This window comes from Pedobacter sp. W3I1, assembly GCF_030816015.1.
Lineage (GTDB): Bacteria > Bacteroidota > Bacteroidia > Sphingobacteriales > Sphingobacteriaceae > Pedobacter.
This window is the reverse complement of the sequence record NZ_JAUSXN010000001.1, coordinates 6,078,084-6,096,662: the sequence shown is the minus strand read 5'-3', so window position 1 is coordinate 6,096,662 and position 18,579 is coordinate 6,078,084. Positions and strand designations below refer to the sequence as shown.

Genomic DNA, 18,579 nt, shown 5'->3' with positions numbered 1-18,579 from the left:
TTCGATCTCTACGTAACAAAAAACCTACCAAAATGTTCTGATAGGTTTTGAAAAGCATTAATTTAATTGTTAAAGTTCTTATTTGATCTCGAAAATGGCGTTTACTGTGAAATTCAGCTTAATTTTTTTAAAATCAATTTCAGGAGCGCCGGCAGCATCAGCCATTTCGGCTTTCATTGCGTAATTTCTATAAACAGGTTGTATTACATTGTCTCCACCATCTTGTATTTCAATTACACCACCTAATTTATCGCCTAATGCTTCTACCATATAAGCTGCTTTTTCTTTTGCCGCTAATAAGGCCTTAATTTTAAGCTCTTTTTTTAAGGTTTCAATTTTAGAATAATCGTAGCTTTCAATATTCGTATTGGCAATTCCTTTGGCATCTATCGACTCTAGTATGGCGTTGAATTTGTTCAGATCGCTAACTTTTAAACGATATTGTTTGCTGGCTAAGAAATCAGGATTTTTCTTTTTTTCTGTAGCGTAGTTCCAGCTGCTTAAATTGCTGATGGTTAAATTTTCTTTTGCAATACCTGCTTTTTGTACGGCAGCATACAATTGTTTTTCCAGTTCTGTAATGTCTACTTTTTTCTTTCCGTTTAAGTATTCTTTAAGCGAAATGCCGATATAAATAATATCTGGCGTTACTTCTGTTTCTGCAGTTCCGCTAACATTAATTTTTCTGCGTAAATCTACTTGCTGAGCCATCGCTGATGATAATCCTAAAAATGCAACCAGTGCAAGTGCTATTAACTTTTTCATAATTTATTTTCTTTGTGTGTACTGTAATGATGTAAACCGTGCACAAATTCCACACCGGGATTATCAATTTTTTTATTTTTTTATGTGAAAATACTTAATAAGTACAGATAATGAAATAGTTAGAACGGTTGTGAAGGTGAATTAAATTGTCGGTTTGGAACGATGTTAAGCTGTAATTTATGAGATGACACCCTTTTCGTATACAACATTTTTATTTAAATTGAATCATGAAGTATCAGATTCCTAATAGTCAAGATGAAATATTACCGAACAAATTGGGTTTAACTAATTTGTCAGATATTAACTTGGCAGAATTTGAAGGCTTTTTAAAAGCAGAAATTATACTGTCTGAAGCGTTAACGACGAGGACAAAATTTAATGTTTTATATATTCTTAAAATCCACAAATTAGCTTTGTCGCAATTATATAGTTTTGCTGGCAAGTTGAGGGATGTAAATATTTCAAAAGGAGGCTTCTCATTTGCAGCAGCTAGATTTCTAGGCGATAATATGCAGCATTTTGAGATCGAAATTTTAAATAAGCTACCCAAAATATATACAGACAAGCAAGAATTAATAGCAGATATAGCTAGAGTGCATGCCGAGTTATTGTTAATTCATCCATTTAGAGAAGGAAACGGCAGAACCGCAAGGATACTAGCAAATTTAATGAGCAGGAAAGCAGGTTATGGTTCTCTAAAATTCGAAAGGATTGGAGGTGTTGAATTTGAAAATTATATATCAGCAATACAAGCAGCAGCCGATAATGAATACACGTTGATGGAGAGGTTTATAACGCTGATTTTTCCAGACTAAATTCAATTTTTTTCAAAACGGAAACAGCTAATTCGTGAGGAATAGAAATCCCTTCGATTTTAAATGAAGCAAGCGTAGATTCCATAATCTGTGCTCTCAATAAACTAGCTTTCTTTTGCTTATCTTCTTGCTTGATTTTCATATTCAAATATACTCAAAATGAATGGATGAAGAAAATTATGCGCAAGGTTTTATGCTTAAATAGACGGAATTATATATGGTTATAAAACCTAGCGCAGCAGAATTTTCTGCAGAATTTTAATCATGTTTGCAATTAGGAATTGCAAAAAGAATTGATTTGTGGTTGTTAAACCTTTGATACTTTAACAGCAGTTGGTCCTTTTTGACCCATTTCAACTTCGAACGTAACTTTATCACCTTCTTTAATCTGAGTGATTAAGCCATTTGCGTGAACAAAAATACTGTCTTGTGTTTCAGTGTTTTTAATAAAACCGTAACCTTTACTGTCGTTAAAGAATGTAACTGTTCCTTTTTTAACAGGATTTTCATCGATGATATCTTCTTGTCTCGAAATTCCGATCTGAATATCTTCTGTGTTAATTACTTTCTTTTTCTTCGGATCTGGTGGAGTTGAAGAGATGTTTCCGTTTTCATCAACATAAGCCATCATATCTTCAAGCGCTAAACCTTTTTTTGCATTAGCCTGACGCTCTTCTTTTTTCTCTTGTTTGTCTTTTTGTTTTTTTAATCGTTTTTTTTCGTTCTCTTTTTTACTGTATGTTGCCTGAGATTTAGCCATATTTTATTTAATTGTTTTGTTTTGAAAGATGAGTGGAATGGAGAATTATACAAAGATAACAATACTAAAGCATAAATACGATTTTATTCGGTTATGCTCTTGTCATTTGAGTTTGTATAGCAAAGCATATTACCACAGATGAAGAGGATGAACACGGATGGTGACATATATCATCTGTGTTTATCTGTGAAAATCTGTGGTTAAATATTAAAATGACCTTTTCACCCACTTATCTTTATCGATCTGATAAACAAAATTCCATTTTAAGGGCTCACCGTAATAGGCTACCTCTAATTCAGCGATTTTAACGGCGCCTAATTTTTCTGTCGCTTTTTGTGAACGGAAATTAGTAGCACCAATCTGTAAGATTACTTTATCCACAAATTGAAAAGCATAATCGAGCATCAGGCTTTTTAATGCTTTGTTGTGCCCTTTACCCCAGAAATCGCGGCCAATAAAGGTATAGCCAACTGCAACCGAACTTGCTGCTTCATCTAATTCATAGTACCTGGAGCTGCCCACAACTTTATTGGTATCCTTTTCATAAACGATAAAAGCACCCTTTGATTCTATTGCCCCTTTAAAGAAATTTTCGAAAACCTCTCTTTTATAGCGGTCTTTATTGGGGTGCTGCTCCCAGATCAACGGATCGGAAGCAACGGCAAAAAGTGCTTCAAAATCTTCTTCTTTTAAGGGAACTATCGTTATTAAATCGTTTGCTAATGTAGGCTGTAAATCGAAATTCATATGGCTTGAATATAAAACGGCTGGCAATAGGGCCAGCCGTTTATAATTAATAGTATTAGCAAGGTTATAGATTTCTCCATTTCGTTGCACTTCAGTCGAAATGACGTACTTTTAGGTTAGTTGACTAAACCTTCAATTTCTACCACTTCTTGGGCATCTTTCTGATAATCGACTTTATCAATTTCGAAACCAAATAAGCTTAAGAAATCAGATCTGTAACCTGGTAAATCACCTATTGCCGGTAAAGTTTCGGTTGTTGCTTCTTTCCAAAGTTCGGCAACTTTAGCCTGAATATCTTCGCGCATTTCCCAATCGTCGATTCTGATTCTTCCTTTTTCATCAACAGGAACAGGGTTACCGGTATATAAACGATCAGCATATAAACGTTGGATCTGCTCAATTGTGCCTTCATGAATGCCCTCGGCTTTCATTACTTTATACAACAATGAAATATATAACGGAATTACCGGGATAGCAGAACTGGCCTGTGTTACCAATGCTTTGTTAACAGATACATAAGCTTTACCATCAATATCTTTCAATTTATCGCTGATTTTAAAAGCAGTAGCTTCTAAGTCGTCTTTGGCTCTTCCAATGGTTCCTTTACGGTATACTGGCTCGGTTAAAGCAGGGCCGATGTACGAATAAGCTACTGTTGTTGCTCCTTCAGCAAGCAGGTTTTCTGCTTTTAAGGCATCAATCCACATGGCCCAATCTTCGCCACCCATTACTGCAACGGTATTGGCAATATCTTCTTCGGTAGCAGGTTCGATAGAAATTTCGGTAACATTACCAGTGTGGAAATCGACAGTTTTATTGGTATAAGTTCCGCCGATAGGTTTTAAGGTAGAGCGGTGAAGCACTTCGGTATCAGGATGTTTCCTAACCGGCGATGCCAGGCTATAAATGATTAAATCAACCTGGCCAAGATCAGCTTTGATTAATTCAATTGTTTTTTCTTTAATTTCTTTGGAGAATGCGTCGCCATTAATGCTTTTTGCATATAAACCAGCAGCATGGGCTTCTTTTTCAAAGGCTGCACTGTTGTACCAACCTGGTGATGCAGTTTTGCCTTCAGAAGGTGCTTTTTCGAAAAATACGCCAATTGTAGAAGCGCCAGATCCATAAGCAGCAGCAATACGCGAAGCTAAACCGAAGCCGGTTGATGCGCCAATTACCAATACTTTTTTAGGGCCATCTATAGCTCCTTTAGATTTTACATATTCAATTTGATTCTTTATGTTTTGTGCGCAACCATCAGGGTGTGCAGTTAAACAGATAAAGCCCCTCATTCTAGGTTCGATAATCATTTTTTGTTCTATTTACGTTTTGTAATGTTAAAATAAGCGCAATTTAAGGATATTGAAAATACCATAATGCCCAAATCTTTAACGAAGATAAATTTTTAATTGTTTATGACTAAATGAATTTTAAATAATAAGCTTTTACATTTGTTTAATTCATTTTAGATCTAAATTCTATATTTAGAATATTATCTCTTTTCATATCGGTATCCAGGTAAACTGTCCGTGTTTTATCACCATAGTAAATGCAAAGCACAGCTGTATTTGGTGGAACACTTCCTAAATTATCTGCTCGAAACAATAAAGTGTTTTTGCCTGGTTGCAATGTTAGGTAAAACCGCTTGGATGTTTTTTTAACTGCAATTTTTTGATGGACCCATTCATTATTAAGTTTTATAGACACACTATCTCCATCTTCTACCTGGCCGTCCCAAATTTCAAGTTCTATTTGCTTGTTTTCAACGTGCATATTTGCAATAACATCGGTGTTTCTGTCTATGGGTTTTTCCGGAGCAATTTTTTTCTTTTGTATTTCTACAGGCTTATTGCTGATGGATTGATTATCTGATAACGTAGGTTTTGAATATGCCCTGTAAAACTTAGCCACTAGAAAAGTTGCAAAAGCATTTGACCGGTTTGAAAAATCAAAACTATACATGTTTTCGCTTGTTTTAACAATCAAATTTCCAGTATTTGGCGGCTTGCGACCATAATTGTCTGCAAAAAGTGCAAGCGTATTCATTCCTGTATCTAAATGTAGTTTATGGCTAAATTTTTTCTCATCAATGGCATGTTTGTTTAAAATCATCCTGCCATTTTGAATCAGTGTGATGGTATCTGCATCTATAAGCTCTTCATCCTGTATGGCCAGGGTAACAACGCTATCTTTTGTGATAATTGGATCGTAAATGCCATAATAAATATTATTCTTCCCGGTAGGGGCCACTATCCTGGGAATATGAGAATCTGTCCAGGGCGTTGAATTTGTTTTTATTAAGGTAATCTTTTCGCGATATAAAAGATTCCTCATATTTACTTTTGAGCTTTCGTAAATTTCATCACCCTCATCTAAACCCCGCATAAAAAGCCCAAAGTTATCGATCCACATCCGTTGTAAACTTAATTGTGTTTGTCCGCTTTTGGATTTACTCAGCGTAAGTACGCCATTGAGGTAGGGCATCCATTGTTTAATTTTGAAAGGGGTTTCTATTATCGGGTACTTATTTCGACCAATGCCCAGTTGGGTACTATTTTTTTGAACAAGCAAGAGCTCATAACTAAATATAAAATCACCGTTTGTAATTTTTAAGTTGGCCGGATAAAGCATCTTTTCAGTCGCTTTGCCAATATTCATTTGCACATTAATTGGTAAAGCTGCGGGATAAGGACGATACTTAAAATCCCAGGTACCTGTAAAGTTCTGAGCTTTTGCTCCAGTCAAAATCATGATTAACAAAATTCCTAAAAGGAAACGCATATGATTTTCAAATGAATTAAAACTTAAAGATAAGCGTATCACATCTTTTTTGAGGATTAATTTAAAGTTAAATTATTTGCTTTATCCATTTTCTATTAATTTAGCGGCACACAGATAAAACCGGTTTATCGTCTTATGAAAAAAATATTATTGTCTGCTATAGTGCTACTCACTATGGTATCTGGAAAGCTTTATGCACAAACCCAACATCAAAATTCGGGTTGGTTTATGTTTTTAAATAACACCAAGTTTAATGAAAAATGGGGCCTTCAGTTCGATGTTCAGTTGCGTTCAGCTGATGATTGGGGTTACTTGAGAAATACCTTAGTGCGGCCAGCCTTACAATATTTCATTAACAATAAACACAATGTAGCTTTGGGGTATTTATGGCAAACAACACAATCACAATCGATAGTAGCTGGTAATTCATTTGCACACGAACACCGCATTTTTGAACAGTATATTTATAGCCATAAAATAAAATCTGTTTTTGCCAGCCATAGGGCAAGGCTTGAGCAACGCTTTATTGGCCGTACGGGCGAAGATGTTTTTTCGCAGCGTTTCCGCTATTTCTTCAGGCTCATTCAGCCACTTCAAAAAACACAGCCAACGTTTACTAAAGGGCCATTTGTGGCTTTGCAGAACGAGGTGTTTTTAAATCTTCAGAATAAGGATAAAATTAACAATAGTGTTTTCGATCAGAACAGGTTATACCTTGCTGCAGGTTATCGTTTTTCGAAACAATTTGATCTGGAAGCTGGGTACATGAACCAGGCTACCCATGGTGTTTCAAACAATACGGTTAATAACATTATTCAGCTGGCCGTTTACACCAGGTTTTAATGTTTTAAAGTCATTTTTTGTACAACAACTCTTACAAAATGTTAAAGTTGTTGTAATTGACTGGTCTTTTTGCTCAATTTGCCGCGTGAAAAGATTTACCATTCTATTTTTAGCACTCTTATTTGGCAGGCGGATGCAGGCACAAGAGATTAAAGCCTCATCAACCAATAATGCCCCAACTTCCAAAAGTTTGTTTAATCCTGAGCATAAAAGGAATTTTTCGCGTAAAGGCGATTTTTATTTTCACTGGGGATATAATAGCTCCTGGTATGGTAAAAGCGATATCAGGTTTCAAGGGCCGAATTACGATTTTACTTTAAAGGATGTTGTGGCTCATGATCGACAATCGAAATTAAGCTGGGCTTATTTAAATCCTGGATTAATCACGGTACCACAATACAATATCCGTGCAGGTTATTTTATCAAAGATAACTACAGTATCTCAATCGGCTGGGACCACATGAAATATGTGATGGATATCCCACAAACCGTGGCAATTACTGGCCATATCGGGTCAAATATTTCGCCAACCAATACACCTACAGGTAATTTGGCAGGCGATTATAATGGACAAAGCATTAATGTTAAGGAGAGCATGTTAACCTACGAGCATACTGATGGGTTTAATTATGCCAATATCGAAATTGAGCGTTATGATGATATTTGGGTTGCACCCGGAGGCAATACTTCTTTAACTTTAGAAACTGGTTTAGGTGGTGGCATGATGGTTCCACGTTCTGATGTACGTTTATTCGGACAGGGCAGAAATAACCACTTCAGTATTTCGGGTTACGGTGTTTCTGCAAAAGTTGGACTTAAGTTTTATGTTTGGAAAAACGTTTACCTACAAAATACCACTAAGTTCGGCGCTACCAATTTAACCAATGTGCATACCACTGGCTGGGATGAGTACGACAAGGCTAGTCAGAAGATTAATTACATTGAAAATATGTGGTTGATCGGGGTTCAGTTTTAAAAAGATATGGAAGGAGGTTTAAGCCTCTTTTTTGTTTTGGGTGTGACGAGTTAGTGCACTACAGTTGTCCCGCAGATTAAAAGATCAACGCAGATTATTGTTTTTTGACTTGTCGATTAAAAATAGTCACGGATGCACCGAAGACACGGAATACCTTGGATTTCTTCATTCCCACAAAGTGAATCAGTGAAGCTAATCTTAATGCACTAAGCTTTTTATTTCAGCTGCTAGAAATTATGATCTTTCTTTTATCGCGACTAAATACTGCATTACAGCATCTTCTGCTTTCTTGTTCTGCTTAGTAACGCTATCGAACAGATCAATTCTTAACTTTTTATAAAGCTTAATCGCATTTTCCAGCGATTCGATTAACGATGCTTTATTGTATTCAGCAATGGTACCTTTAAGTAAGTTAAAATCTTCGGAAGGGAGCTGCGATTCTACTTTACGCACACCTCGTGGCAGGTTGTTATTTTTGATGTGAAGCAAGGGGCCAAACACTACCATCCTTAAAAAGCCGAAAAAATCTAAAGCTTCTAAATATTCGCCTCTGCCGATTTTTAAGAGGGCATAATGTATCCAGGTCCAAAAGCGGTCTTCAATCCATTGGTAGTCGGGATAAGGGAATTTGGCTTCTGTTTGATTGAGGATGCGCTGTAATTGATTATCACGATCGATTAATAAGGTAGGGTTTTCTACCCTAGAGGCAAATTCGTCAAGCGTTAAAAATTTGATATCAACGTGCAATAATGGTTTATCGTAAATGCAGATCAATACACGCGGTTCGCCAACATGTTCGCCTGTAAAAGCAGAAATCAAATCGCCAAGGCGGTTGGCGTATTGGAGCATTTTAGACTTATCGGTTGATACCTTTTCTTTAGTTAGCAAAATGAGGTCGAGGTCTGAAAATTCGTCAATCTCATTACTGAGCCAGGAGCCACCCACAGCTAAGCCGATAACAGATTCATCGCTTTTTAATATTTCGGTGGCGTGTTGAGCGAAGAGTTGTTGTATCATGGTGTTTTTTAATTAAGATTGCTTTACCCCCTTTGCAAGGGCCTTGCTTCTGTTCGCATCGATAACTATCAGATGACGACAATTATACATCCAATAATCTTCTATGGTAATTAATCTGCCCCAAATGGTAAGTTAAATGCGTGGTAAGGTGCACCAGGAAAAACCCGGTTGAGGTTTTCTCCTGGAATACCAGCATAGGGTATTCACTGTTGAGTTGTTCATCGGTTATTTTATCCAGCGTTTCGTCAACTACGGTTAGGGTTGCTTCGATCATGTTGATAAGCTCTTGCTTTAGGACATCTTTTAACGAAAACTCCAGTTCGCGGTTGCGGATATAATTGCTTCCACCCAAAGTTGCGCCAATATAGGTGTTGAGGTTTCCGATTAAATGCAGGCAAAGATTCCCTGCTGAGTTTGCAATACCCTTATCTACCCGCCATAAGTTATTTTCGTTTTGGTAGGCATCAATTTCGAATTTCAGTTTGTGCAGATCGCGATTGAAAAGGGATTTTAAGGTTTTGGTAAGCATGTTCTGGATTTTAAGGGATTAATTTTTTTGCTGGCTGGGATAAAATCTGTTTTCCTGCCTTGCTAATTTCGAGTAGCGCTGGCGGCGCTCCGGCCTCACCCATCACTGTAATGAAACAGGTATACAAATAATCGCCGCTTTTAAATTGATAATTGTGGTTTCCACCACTGCCATCGGGTGTCCATTTACCATTGGTTAAAACCAATTTGGGTTTATCGCTCATTTTACTTTTTAAAGGCCAGGAAGCGTAACGATAATTATTATTGCCCAGGTCATCAATCCTGATTTTGTATTGAGCTGTTTCGAAAACGAGTACTGGTTGTATAAAATTACCGATTGATGGATGCAACTTACTTTTTTCTACATTAATTAACCTGCCTTGCTCTTTGGCTTCTAACTTTGACTGGTGGTTCACCGCAATGAGTTTACCATCAGTATCGAGCCATAATTCGCCGTTTAAGAGCATAATTCCGCGCCAGCCTACATCATCCCAATCTACGGATGGTTTCGATTTAATAATTTTTTTGACTAGATCATCATCGAAAACCTCTTTATATCTTTTTACAAATTCCTGCTTATTTTTAATTGGCGGGATCGGGTAAACCCTGTTTAATGGATATTTGATTTTGTTACTCAGTTTTTCTACAGAACCGCTCTTTACTAATGCAATAAAATTACTAGCCACGGGGAGGTATTTTTTATCGAGTGTTTGGCTGTAAACAAAGTTGATATTGAATAATAAAAGGATCGCCAATAATAGTTTTTTCATGGGAAGAGGTGTTGTTAGACGAAGATAATTTTTTTTAAGCTGAATACCGATCCTTATTATGTGTTTTCCTAATACTGGAAGCCTTTTTTATGGAGCGCAGTGCCTGTGCATAACAATAATTTTCCTCCCGTTTTACGCTTGCACGCTTCGCTTCCTCGTACCTCGTTGCTGCAGGGTACCACTTCAACCGGAGCTAAAAGGTTAAGGCAGTATTGCATTTAGGGTTTGCAGGGCAGAAGCCATTGAATCATAAACCCGATAAAATGGAAAGCCCGGAGAGCCAGTTTTTCACTGGGACGAGGACTTGAAATGATAGCGGGACTGACACTTGATAGTAGCAATAATCTGCTTTTCATAATAATAAAAGAATGTTAAAGCACATCCTTCCACCGAAGATGTTTCATGAAATAAATTTACTACGTAGCTTTCCGCTGCGCTACAGGTCAGGGTGACGGTTATGATAAACAAAAAACGTCCCGAATTTCTTCGAGACGTCCATTTTAAATCAAATGAGTTTATACTTTTCTTACTCTTCCTGAGCCAACAATGGTTTTCTCTACAGATGCATTACCAGAGTAATTTACACTGCCTGATCCGCTGATTACTGCTCTAATGCTTTCATCTACCGCAATGTTAACTGTTCCTGATCCGCTAATCGTTGTTGATAATGTTTTTACTGCAAAAGATTTCCCGCCAAAGGTACCCGAGCTGCTGATGACTACTTTAGCATGATCGGCACTGCCATTGATGTTGATTGATCCTGAACCGCTGATTACGCCGCTAAAATCGTCAACATCGGCATTTACTTTTATACTGCCAGAACCGCTTAAAACGGTTGCGAAATCTCCAGCACTAACTTTGCTATTTACCGTCATTGCGCCAGATCCACTCATCGATAAGCTTTTTAGCGAAGGTGCAGTAACGTAAGCCGTTATTTTTTTGTCTTCGTATTTTCTAGACCAACTGGTAATGCTTGTTTCCGGACGGATAATGAGTGCATTCCCTTTTACTTCTGTTACAATGGAGGCAATGGCGTCAGCATCGCCTTCTAAACGGCAACTTGCTTTTGAGCCCAATGTGATTACAATGTTGATTGGCCCTGCACCCGCAACTGAGGTAAAGTTAGCTACATCTCTTTCATCATTATTGAATTTCGACGAATTGATGTGGGTTTGATCTTTAGCCATTACATTAATACCAGAGGTTAATGTTAGGGATGCTAATAATATGGCAAATACTTTTTTCATGGTATAGATTTTTATTTTTTTAGATAAATAATGAGCTTTTTCTTATAAGACGATGGTTTTGCCAAAAAGTTGCACAAGATGGAATTTAATTCTCTTTATGATGGACTTCGACTATGCTCGGGTTGACAAATTATAATGCTCGTCATTCCCGCGTAGGTATTTCGTGTGAACACATTTTTGTTAAGTAGATTTGTTTAGGCTCTTTGTCTAAGGCGGTCGTCATGCTGTCCCGAAGCTTCGGGATCAGCATCTTTCCTGCCATTAACAGCTCTCTGATTCAAAAAAAAGTCGTTTGAGCGCAAACACTAATTTTTTCCGCTCTTTGCCGCGGGGCATGGTAGTTTTTCGCAGGTCTTGCTGTTTTTATTTGTGCTCAAGAATGCTAACGCATTTTGGAGCGCCAAAGTACCCAAAGCGCTTTGTCAATCCAGCAATGTGGCTTCTCACCTCCCTACGCTCATCAAAAAAACAGTGGCACTTCGTTTAATCAGGTATTGTTTTTGTTTTCTTTGGTCTGATTGAGCCCTTCGGGGTTTGTGTTCAATTTATATTAAACTTGAATTCAGTGCTAATGAACACAAAACCACTGCGTTTCAGGTTTGGCAATGCTATTTGGGCCATTGTGCACCTATTTTTTTGATTCTCCCGCCACTTGGGATTGACGGCGTCCTTCGGTAAAGACTGTGGTTTATTAAAGCCAGCTAGCATGATGCCCAAACCATTCTTAAAAAAGATGTGTCCACACGATAGGCGCAGGCGGGAATCTTAAAGCCTATCGCATTAAGATCCCCAATCGAGTTGGGGATGACGGCGCCAAAATCTGCAGATCACTATTTATCCTTTTTTTACATTGATATAAAACAACGGATCATGTTGAAAGTTATCTGCATTTATGCTTGCATCAACTTTAATGGTTTTCCAGCCGTTTGTAGGTTTAATTAAAGTATAAGCACCCGCTTTTAGTGTTACACGCACAGGCATATCAAAACCTTTTACATCCGTAATCCATCGGTAAGTGAGGGTGCCATTATTGATTTTATATCCCAGAACAGGAATCTTCGTATAACGTAGATACTGATCGAAAACTTTATCTAATTTAAGTCCGCTTTGTTTAGCTATGTAATTTTCGATCTCGGCGGTGCTTACAGTTTTGTGATAGAATGTTTTACCCAATCCGCGCAAGATCTGTCTGAATTTTTCGTCATTATTGATGAGTTGGCGAATGGTACTAATCAAATTTGCACCTTTTGGATACATATCGCCTGAACCTTCTTTATTTACTCCATAAGGGCCGATAACCGGAATGTCGTTTTGAATAATTTTTTGTAATCCAATTACATATTCATCTGCAGCCGCTTTGTTCTCAGTACATTCGGTAAATAATACTTCTGAGTAATTGGTGAAACCTTCATGAATCCACATATCGGCGATGTCTTTCGAGGTGATATTATTACCAAACCACTCGTGGCCGCTCTCGTGGATGGTAATGAAATCCCATTTTAAACCATGGCCTGTACCGCTTAAATCTTTACCTAAATAGCCTGGTTTAAACTGATTGCCATAGGCTACTGCGCTTTGATGTTCCATGCCTAAATGTGGTGCCTGAACAAGTTTGTAGCCATCTTTGTACCATGGGTAAGGGCCAAACCAATACTCGAAACATTTAAGCATGGGTTTAACATCGGCATCCCAATGTGGGCGGGCCTTGGCGCTATCGGTTTGTAACGCCAAGTAATCGATGCTGAGTTTTCCGTTTTCGCCATCATAACTGTCTTGCCAATGGGCATATTTGCCAATGTAAAAGGTTACATCGTAGTTATTGATGGGATTAGCGACAAACCAGTTGTATTGTTTGTAACCATCGGGTTTATCGACGGTGTTTCTCAGTCGTCCGTTAGATATTTCCTGCAAAGTTTTTGGAACGCTAATGCTGATTAACATACTATCTACTTCATCGCTCTGGTGATCTTTATTTGGCCACCATACACTTGCTCCTAAACCTTGACAGGCCACAGAAACAAAAGGATTGCCTGCTTCATCTTTTTTGAAGATAAACCCACCGTCCCAAGGTGGTGTTTTTGCCACCAAAGGATTTCCTGAATAAAAAACCGTGAATTTATCTTTGCTTCCTTTTTTTACTGCTTTAGGGAAGGTTACAAAAACCGCATTATATTCCCGGGTATAAGGTAAATCGACACCTCGGTATACTACCTTATTTACTTTTAAGTTATCAAAAAGATCGAACTGTAATTTGGTTAAATCCTGTGTGGCAGTAAAAGCAAATTCATTGCTGCCGCTTACTGTTTTCTGGTCGATATCTATTTTCACATCCAGGTGGTAATAATTAATATCGTAGCAGGTACGCAAAGGGGTAAGTGTACCTCGGAGACTATCTGCCCTGGAGTTTACCTGATTTTTGCCGAGCATCTGTGCCTGTACAGCCGAAATGCTGATGCTGATAGCAAGGATGAATAGTAACTTTTTCATTTATATTTATGTTGATCGTTAAAACGATCGGCTATTTACACACTCGTTAAAAACGAGCGTGAGCATTTTTGCAATGACGGATTTTGTTTATTTCAACGCGGAAACAGTAATAAAGGAGCTGTTGTGCACATCATGATAAATTTTGTGCGTAGCTTTTTGGAAATCCTGCGGTTCTGCCTGATAGATATCCATAAATTTCTGCGGATTGCGATCGGCTAAGGGGAACCATGAGTTTTGGATCTGGATCATCATTTTATGGCCCTTTTTGAAGGTATGCGCTATATCTGGCAGTGGATAATTTACTTTGGTAATGGCACCAGGAACAAAAGGTTCTGGTTTTTCGAAACTGTTCCGATATTTTCCACGCATAATTTCTCCACGCACCAACATTTCGTAACCACCCATAATCAGGTTTTTGGGGTTAGGCACTGGATTTGGCGCATCTTCAGGGTAAACATCAATCAGCTTAACTACATAATCGGCATCTGTTCCAGTAGTCGAAACCACGAGATTGGCCAAAACAGGACCGGTTAAGGTAATATCTTCTGTTAAGGCATCAGTCTGGTAAGTTTTTACATCCGGGCGGCGGGCAGCAAAACGCTGATCATCGATCATATATTCGCGGGTACGTTTAGCCTGGATGCCATCCTGATAAGGTACAGGGTGATTTGGATCGCTCACATATTCATCCCAGCTATCGGTTCTGCCCACTTTTTCGAAACTAAGTTTTCCATTAGGCTGTAAGTAAAGGTTTCTGGTTTCGGTATCTTTTGGTGGCCAGGTATTAAATTTTTTCCATTCGTTGCTTCCCGTTACGAAAATATTGGCTTCTGCTGCATTAAAATCTCCTTCGCCTTTTAAATAATGTTTAAAGAAAGGGAGTTCGTATTGCTGTTGATAATCGATACTGGTGGTTTTGCCGAAAGGGATGTCGCCAAAGGAAGAACCATCACTACGCACCCAGCCGCCATGGAACCAAGGACCCGCAACCAGGATATTATTGGCGCCAGGATTCTGTTTCTCTATTGCTTTGTAAGTGTCAAAAGTTCCATAGGCATCTTCAGCATCGAAAAAGCCACCCACTACCATCACCGCAGGCTTTACATTGGTTAAATGCGGCGTAATTAAACGTGCTTTCCAGAAGGTATCTAAGTTTGGATGTTTAAATAAATCGTTCCAAAATTTAATACTATCTGTAAAATATCTGTCTTTTAAGTTCTTAACCGATCCGGCTTCTAAATAAAAACGATAATTATCCTGAATGGGGAACTGAAAACCTTTAGGTCCTTTATCTGGTGTAATCGGTTTAGGCCTTGGCACACCAAAGTTGCCCATAAAACTGAAGGCATCCATTAGGAACAATGTACCACGGTGGTGGAAATCATCACCCATATACCAATCGGTAACGGGCGCCTGAGGTGAGACAGCTTTTAGTGCAGGATGCGCATTGGGCAATGAGGTGGTAGAATAAAAACCAGGGTACGAAATGCCATAAATACCGGCATTACCATTGTTGCCTTTTACGTTTTTAATCAACCAATCGATGGTGTCGTAAGTATCGGTGCTTTCATCGATAGCGGTTTTAGACTTTTTTCCAACTAGCTGGGGGCGGATATCGGCAAAAGTACCCTCACTCATCCAACGGCCCCTAACGTCCTGATATACAAAAATAAATCCCTCACGCATCATCGCCGGAAAATTGCCCAAACTCAGCTTATATTTATCTTCGCCATAAGGTGCAACGGTATAGGGCGTGCGGTTAATTAAAAATGGATATTTTTTGGTTTGATTTTTGGGTATATAAATGGAAGTGAAGAGTTTAACTCCATCGCGCATGGGGATCTGGCGTTCTATTTTGGTGTAATTTTCTCTAACATATGCCGAATCGGTTTGCTGGGCCATTAATTCATTAGAAATAAACAGGCAAATTAAAAGACTGAAAATTCTGGTAAGGTTCATTTAAGCTAGTTTTTAGGAATAAAATTTAAATATAGGTGATTAACGATTGATTAGAAAAAATAGCTCGTAAAAGGTTTGTTAGTAAAGATGAATCATGTAAATGGATGATGTGTTTGACACTAAAACCCGCTCTTCGTCATTACTTTATCAAAATTTAGTTAAATATTGTTAAGGGATAATCTTTTAGGAATTTTCATCGTCATATAGATAATCGAAATAAACACAAAATAATGAATAGGTTATTAAATAAAGGATTGGTTGTTTTCGCTGCAGCAGCGATGATAGCAACTTTGAGTATCGAGACTGTTTCGGCACAGCGACCAAGTAGGAGCGGAGGTTCTGCTGGGGGCGGCAGATCAGGTTCGGTAAGCAGCCCATCTAGAGGTGGTGGTGCTATTTCCAGACAACCATCGATGCATGCGCCAGGAAGAGGTAGTTATGCGCCGAGCAATGGTGGCCGCCCAGCAAGACCCAGTTATAGCTATAACAGACCAGGTTACCGCCCTGGAACAGGTTATGTTAGACCGGGTTATGGATATCGCCCGGGGTATGGAAGATCTTATTACAGACCATATTATAGTTATTATAATTTTTACAGACCGTTTTTAGGTTTCAGGATTGGTGTATTGCCTTATGGATATTATCCATTTTATTATGGCGCTAACCAGTTTTATTATTCTGGTGGATTGTTTTATCAGCAAAACAACAGTCAATACGAAGTGGTAACCCCACCAGTTGGTGCCGAGGTTCCGAACCTGCCATCAGACGCTAACCTGGTTACCATTAATGGAGTTGATTATTACGAATACAAAGGCGTTTATTATACCCAAAAAGAAAATGCTGATGGTAAAACCGTATATGTGGTTGCCGGAAAAGACGGTATTTTAAATACAACTGATGGCCCTGTTGATACGCATAATATAGGTGATATTATTAATCAACTGCCAGAAGGGTGCAGAGAGGTAACCATTAAAAACGAAAAGTATTTTGTTTCGCCTGATGATGTTTATTATGAAGAAATAGTAGATGGAACAAATATTACTTATCGTGTAATTGGTAAGTTGTTTTAATCTTAATTTTATCAGTGTCAGATGGCAACATCTGACACCACGTATTGTTCCGTAGATTTCGTCATACTGAACTTGTTCAGCATCTTTTTCGTAAGTGCAGTCAGACGGGAACATTCGACTGTTTCGTTTTGTTAAGAAAGGATGCATTCCCTTAATGTTCTCAATTTCTTAATGGTAGGACTACTGGTTTTTTTATCATTAAGGAGTTAAGATCATTAAGTTTTAGATATGCAGTTGGATGTTGCCATCCGACTGTTTTTGTTTTCTAAAGAAAGTGCACATTCCTTAATGTCCTCAATTTCTTAATGCTAGAGTGCTAATTTTTATCATTAAGGAGTTAAGATCATGAAGTTTTAGATGCGCAGTTGGATGTTACCATCCGACTGTATTGTTTAATATCTATAAGAAAGAGCCTATCTTCTTAATGTTCTCAATTTCTTAATGGTGGGATTGCTGGTTTTTTATCATTAAGGAGTTAAGATCATTAAGTTTTAGATGTGCAGTTGGATGTTGCCATCCTACTGTTTCATTTAATCGAGTTATGGAGTTGCTATCTTTGACTAGAGGTCTTGTTTGTCAGATTTAAACTTAAAACTTTAAATTTGAATATATGAGCAGACAAATGTTTGATGAACCCTTTAGAAAAATGGCCTTAGATTTAGCTATGGTTCGTGGATCGATCAAAGAGGTTGCAAAAGAATTAGGTATAAGCCCTAATCTACTAAGTAAATGGAGGGAACGGCAAGGAACAGCTAAACAAGATTTAGTAAACCTTACCGAAGACCAGAAACTGATCAATAAGCTTCAAAAGGAGCTTAAAGAGGCACAGCTAGAACGTGACATATTAAAAAAGGCGGTAGGCATCTTTTCCAAGGGAGACGGGAGATATTCGGATTTATAAAGGAACACCGGCAGATATTTCCTGTTGAAAAGATGTGTAGAACGTTCGCGGTAAGCTGTAGTGGCTTTTATTACTGGCTGAAACATCCATTGGGTAAGCGGTCCATTGATCAGGCTGAACTTTTGGTGCAGATCAAAAAGATTCACAAGGATAGTAAATACCGTTATGGCGCGCCCCGTATAACCTCAGAATTAAAGGCACAAGGAATCCTTGTTTCTAGACCAAGAGTAGCCAGATTGATGCGGAAAGCAAACATAAAAAGTATTACCCGCAATAAATATCGGGTGCAGACTACTGATCCTGACCATTTATATCTGCCTGCAGAAAATATTCTTAACAGAGATTTTTATGCGGCGGAGATTAGCCAAAAATGGGTCTCTGACCTTACTTATATCCGAACTGGTGAAGGCTGGCTTTATCTGACGACAGTAATGGACCTGGCAGATAGAAAAATTGTTGGCTGGGCGCTTAGCGAAACCATGGATGCCGGACAAACAACGATCGCAGCATGGAAAATGGCGATAAGAAACCGTCCGATTACCCAGGAATTAATTTTTCATTCAGACAGAGGATTGCAATACGCTTGTAATGAATTTAGAAAGCAATTGATGAAATTTTCAGTAAATCAAAGCATGAGCAGAAAAGGTAACTGCTGGGACAATGCAGTGGCGGAGAGTTTTTTTAAAACAATGAAAACAGAAATGGTATACCACGAAAATTTTCGCACCAGAAGCCAAGCCAGATTGGCGATATTCGAATATGTGGAGGTCTGGTATAACCGAAAAAGAAGGCATTCTACTCTTGCATACATGACTCCAAAAGAATTTGAAGAAATGCTAAGTAATAGAAAAAATGTTGCTTAAAAGAAAGCCAAGTAATGCTTCTCGAAATAATTGATCTGACAACGAAAAAA

The 18,579-nt window shown here is 38.2% G+C and carries 17 protein-coding genes; 5 read left to right on the top strand and 12 right to left on the bottom strand.

Annotation, left to right across the window (positions count from 1 at the left end; all coding sequences use genetic code 11):
- Positions 1–78: 78 nt before the first annotated feature.
- Entirely contained in the window at positions 79–765 is a 687-nt protein-coding gene (locus QF042_RS24915; protein ID WP_108197503.1) for an SIMPL domain-containing protein, read from the bottom strand.
- Between the two features lie 227 nt (positions 766–992).
- Between QF042_RS24915 and QF042_RS24910 the strand changes: the two genes are divergently transcribed.
- Positions 993–1,580, top strand: coding sequence for a Fic family protein (locus QF042_RS24910; RefSeq protein WP_307532851.1), 588 nt, complete (start codon positions 993–995; stop codon positions 1,578–1,580).
- On the opposite strand, the gene QF042_RS24905 is transcribed toward QF042_RS24910, so the two are convergent.
- The 5 genes from QF042_RS24905 to QF042_RS24885 form a co-directional block, all read right to left on the bottom strand.
- Entirely contained in the window at positions 1,555–1,722 is a 168-nt protein-coding gene (locus QF042_RS24905; protein ID WP_307532850.1) for a hypothetical protein, read from the bottom strand. The genes QF042_RS24910 and QF042_RS24905 overlap by 26 nt on opposite strands.
- A gap of 165 nt (positions 1,723–1,887) precedes the next feature.
- Positions 1,888–2,340: a cold-shock protein gene (locus QF042_RS24900; protein WP_029277369.1), complete on the bottom strand. Its 453-nt coding sequence runs from the start codon at positions 2,338–2,340 to the stop codon at positions 1,888–1,890.
- A gap of 207 nt (positions 2,341–2,547) precedes the next feature.
- Positions 2,548–3,087, bottom strand: coding sequence for a GNAT family N-acetyltransferase (locus tag QF042_RS24895; protein ID WP_307532849.1), 540 nt, complete (start codon positions 3,085–3,087; stop codon positions 2,548–2,550).
- A gap of 116 nt (positions 3,088–3,203) precedes the next feature.
- The gene (gene fabV, locus QF042_RS24890) at positions 3,204–4,397 is read right to left on the bottom strand and encodes an enoyl-ACP reductase FabV (protein ID WP_307532848.1); all 1,194 of its coding nucleotides are present in this window, start codon (positions 4,395–4,397) and stop codon (positions 3,204–3,206) included.
- Positions 4,398–4,542: 145 nt separating this feature from the next.
- Positions 4,543–5,838: a hypothetical protein gene (locus QF042_RS24885; RefSeq protein WP_307532847.1), complete on the bottom strand. Its 1,296-nt coding sequence runs from the start codon at positions 5,836–5,838 to the stop codon at positions 4,543–4,545.
- A 165-nt stretch (positions 5,839–6,003) separates the two neighbouring features.
- Here QF042_RS24885 and QF042_RS24880 point away from each other — a divergent pair, with 165 nt between their 5' ends.
- Together QF042_RS24880 and QF042_RS24875 are read left to right on the top strand one after the other, a co-directional pair.
- Positions 6,004–6,711 carry a DUF2490 domain-containing protein gene (locus QF042_RS24880; protein ID WP_307532846.1) on the top strand — a complete coding sequence of 236 codons (708 nt, stop codon included), beginning with the start codon at positions 6,004–6,006 and terminating at the stop codon, positions 6,709–6,711.
- An 85-nt stretch (positions 6,712–6,796) separates the two neighbouring features.
- A complete protein-coding gene (locus tag QF042_RS24875) occupies positions 6,797–7,687 on the top strand; it encodes a hypothetical protein (RefSeq protein WP_307532845.1) in 891 nt (296 codons plus the stop codon).
- 234 nt (positions 7,688–7,921) lie between these two features.
- Here the strand turns inward: QF042_RS24875 and QF042_RS24870 are convergent, their stop codons facing one another.
- The 6 genes from QF042_RS24870 to QF042_RS24845 form a co-directional block, all read right to left on the bottom strand.
- Positions 7,922–8,704, bottom strand: a complete 783-nt coding sequence (locus QF042_RS24870) for an aminoglycoside 6-adenylyltransferase (protein ID WP_307532844.1) — start codon at positions 8,702–8,704, stop codon at positions 7,922–7,924.
- A gap of 82 nt (positions 8,705–8,786) precedes the next feature.
- On the bottom strand, positions 8,787–9,233 hold the full coding sequence (locus QF042_RS24865; protein ID WP_307532843.1) for a DinB family protein: 447 nt from the start codon (positions 9,231–9,233) through the stop codon (positions 8,787–8,789).
- Between the two features lie 10 nt (positions 9,234–9,243).
- The gene (locus QF042_RS24860; RefSeq protein WP_307532842.1) at positions 9,244–10,002 is read right to left on the bottom strand and encodes a hypothetical protein; all 759 of its coding nucleotides are present in this window, start codon (positions 10,000–10,002) and stop codon (positions 9,244–9,246) included.
- 515 nt (positions 10,003–10,517) lie between these two features.
- The gene (locus tag QF042_RS24855; RefSeq protein WP_307532841.1) at positions 10,518–11,249 is read right to left on the bottom strand and encodes a head GIN domain-containing protein; all 732 of its coding nucleotides are present in this window, start codon (positions 11,247–11,249) and stop codon (positions 10,518–10,520) included.
- An 834-nt stretch (positions 11,250–12,083) separates the two neighbouring features.
- Positions 12,084–13,736, bottom strand: coding sequence for a M1 family metallopeptidase (locus QF042_RS24850; RefSeq protein ID WP_307532840.1), 1,653 nt, complete (start codon positions 13,734–13,736; stop codon positions 12,084–12,086).
- Between the two features lie 87 nt (positions 13,737–13,823).
- Complete coding sequence (locus QF042_RS24845) at positions 13,824–15,695, bottom strand: CocE/NonD family hydrolase (protein WP_307532839.1); 1,872 nt, start codon at positions 15,693–15,695, stop codon at positions 13,824–13,826.
- 230 nt (positions 15,696–15,925) lie between these two features.
- Here QF042_RS24845 and QF042_RS24840 point away from each other — a divergent pair, with 230 nt between their 5' ends.
- Both QF042_RS24840 and QF042_RS24835 read left to right on the top strand, forming a co-directional pair.
- Entirely contained in the window at positions 15,926–16,765 is an 840-nt protein-coding gene (locus tag QF042_RS24840; protein WP_307532838.1) for a DUF6515 family protein, read from the top strand.
- Positions 16,766–17,375: 610 nt separating this feature from the next.
- Positions 17,376–18,529 (top strand): IS3 family transposase gene (locus QF042_RS24835; RefSeq protein WP_307528534.1). Its coding sequence is split into 2 segments (ribosomal slippage): positions 17,376–17,610 and positions 17,610–18,529, totalling 1,155 coding nucleotides; the frame shifts between segments, so codons are not numbered across the junction.
- Positions 18,530–18,579 lie beyond the last annotated feature (50 nt).

What these genes read in the sequence shown, in the direction of transcription:
- QF042_RS24910 (WP_307532851.1), top strand. Translation starts at nt 993, where the DNA reads ATGAAGTATCAGATTCCTAATAGTCAAGATGAAATATTACCGAACAAA.
- QF042_RS24840 (WP_307532838.1), top strand. Translation starts at nt 15,926, where the DNA reads ATGAATAGGTTATTAAATAAAGGATTGGTTGTTTTCGCTGCAGCAGCG.
- QF042_RS24860 (WP_307532842.1), bottom strand. Translation starts at nt 10,002, where the DNA reads ATGAAAAAACTATTATTGGCGATCCTTTTATTATTCAATATCAACTTT.
- QF042_RS24850 (WP_307532840.1), bottom strand. Translation starts at nt 13,736, where the DNA reads ATGAAAAAGTTACTATTCATCCTTGCTATCAGCATCAGCATTTCGGCT.
- QF042_RS24880 (WP_307532846.1), top strand. Translation starts at nt 6,004, where the DNA reads ATGAAAAAAATATTATTGTCTGCTATAGTGCTACTCACTATGGTATCT.
- QF042_RS24845 (WP_307532839.1), bottom strand. Translation starts at nt 15,695, where the DNA reads ATGAACCTTACCAGAATTTTCAGTCTTTTAATTTGCCTGTTTATTTCT.
- QF042_RS24865 (WP_307532843.1), bottom strand. Translation starts at nt 9,233, where the DNA reads ATGCTTACCAAAACCTTAAAATCCCTTTTCAATCGCGATCTGCACAAA.
- QF042_RS24885 (WP_307532847.1), bottom strand. Translation starts at nt 5,838, where the DNA reads ATGATTTTGACTGGAGCAAAAGCTCAGAACTTTACAGGTACCTGGGAT.
- fabV (WP_307532848.1), bottom strand. Translation starts at nt 4,397, where the DNA reads ATGATTATCGAACCTAGAATGAGGGGCTTTATCTGTTTAACTGCACAC.
- QF042_RS24855 (WP_307532841.1), bottom strand. Translation starts at nt 11,249, where the DNA reads ATGAAAAAAGTATTTGCCATATTATTAGCATCCCTAACATTAACCTCT.
- QF042_RS24870 (WP_307532844.1), bottom strand. Translation starts at nt 8,704, where the DNA reads ATGATACAACAACTCTTCGCTCAACACGCCACCGAAATATTAAAAAGC.
- QF042_RS24895 (WP_307532849.1), bottom strand. Translation starts at nt 3,087, where the DNA reads ATGAATTTCGATTTACAGCCTACATTAGCAAACGATTTAATAACGATA.
- QF042_RS24900 (WP_029277369.1), bottom strand. Translation starts at nt 2,340, where the DNA reads ATGGCTAAATCTCAGGCAACATACAGTAAAAAAGAGAACGAAAAAAAA.
- QF042_RS24905 (WP_307532850.1), bottom strand. Translation starts at nt 1,722, where the DNA reads ATGAAAATCAAGCAAGAAGATAAGCAAAAGAAAGCTAGTTTATTGAGA.
- QF042_RS24915 (WP_108197503.1), bottom strand. Translation starts at nt 765, where the DNA reads ATGAAAAAGTTAATAGCACTTGCACTGGTTGCATTTTTAGGATTATCA.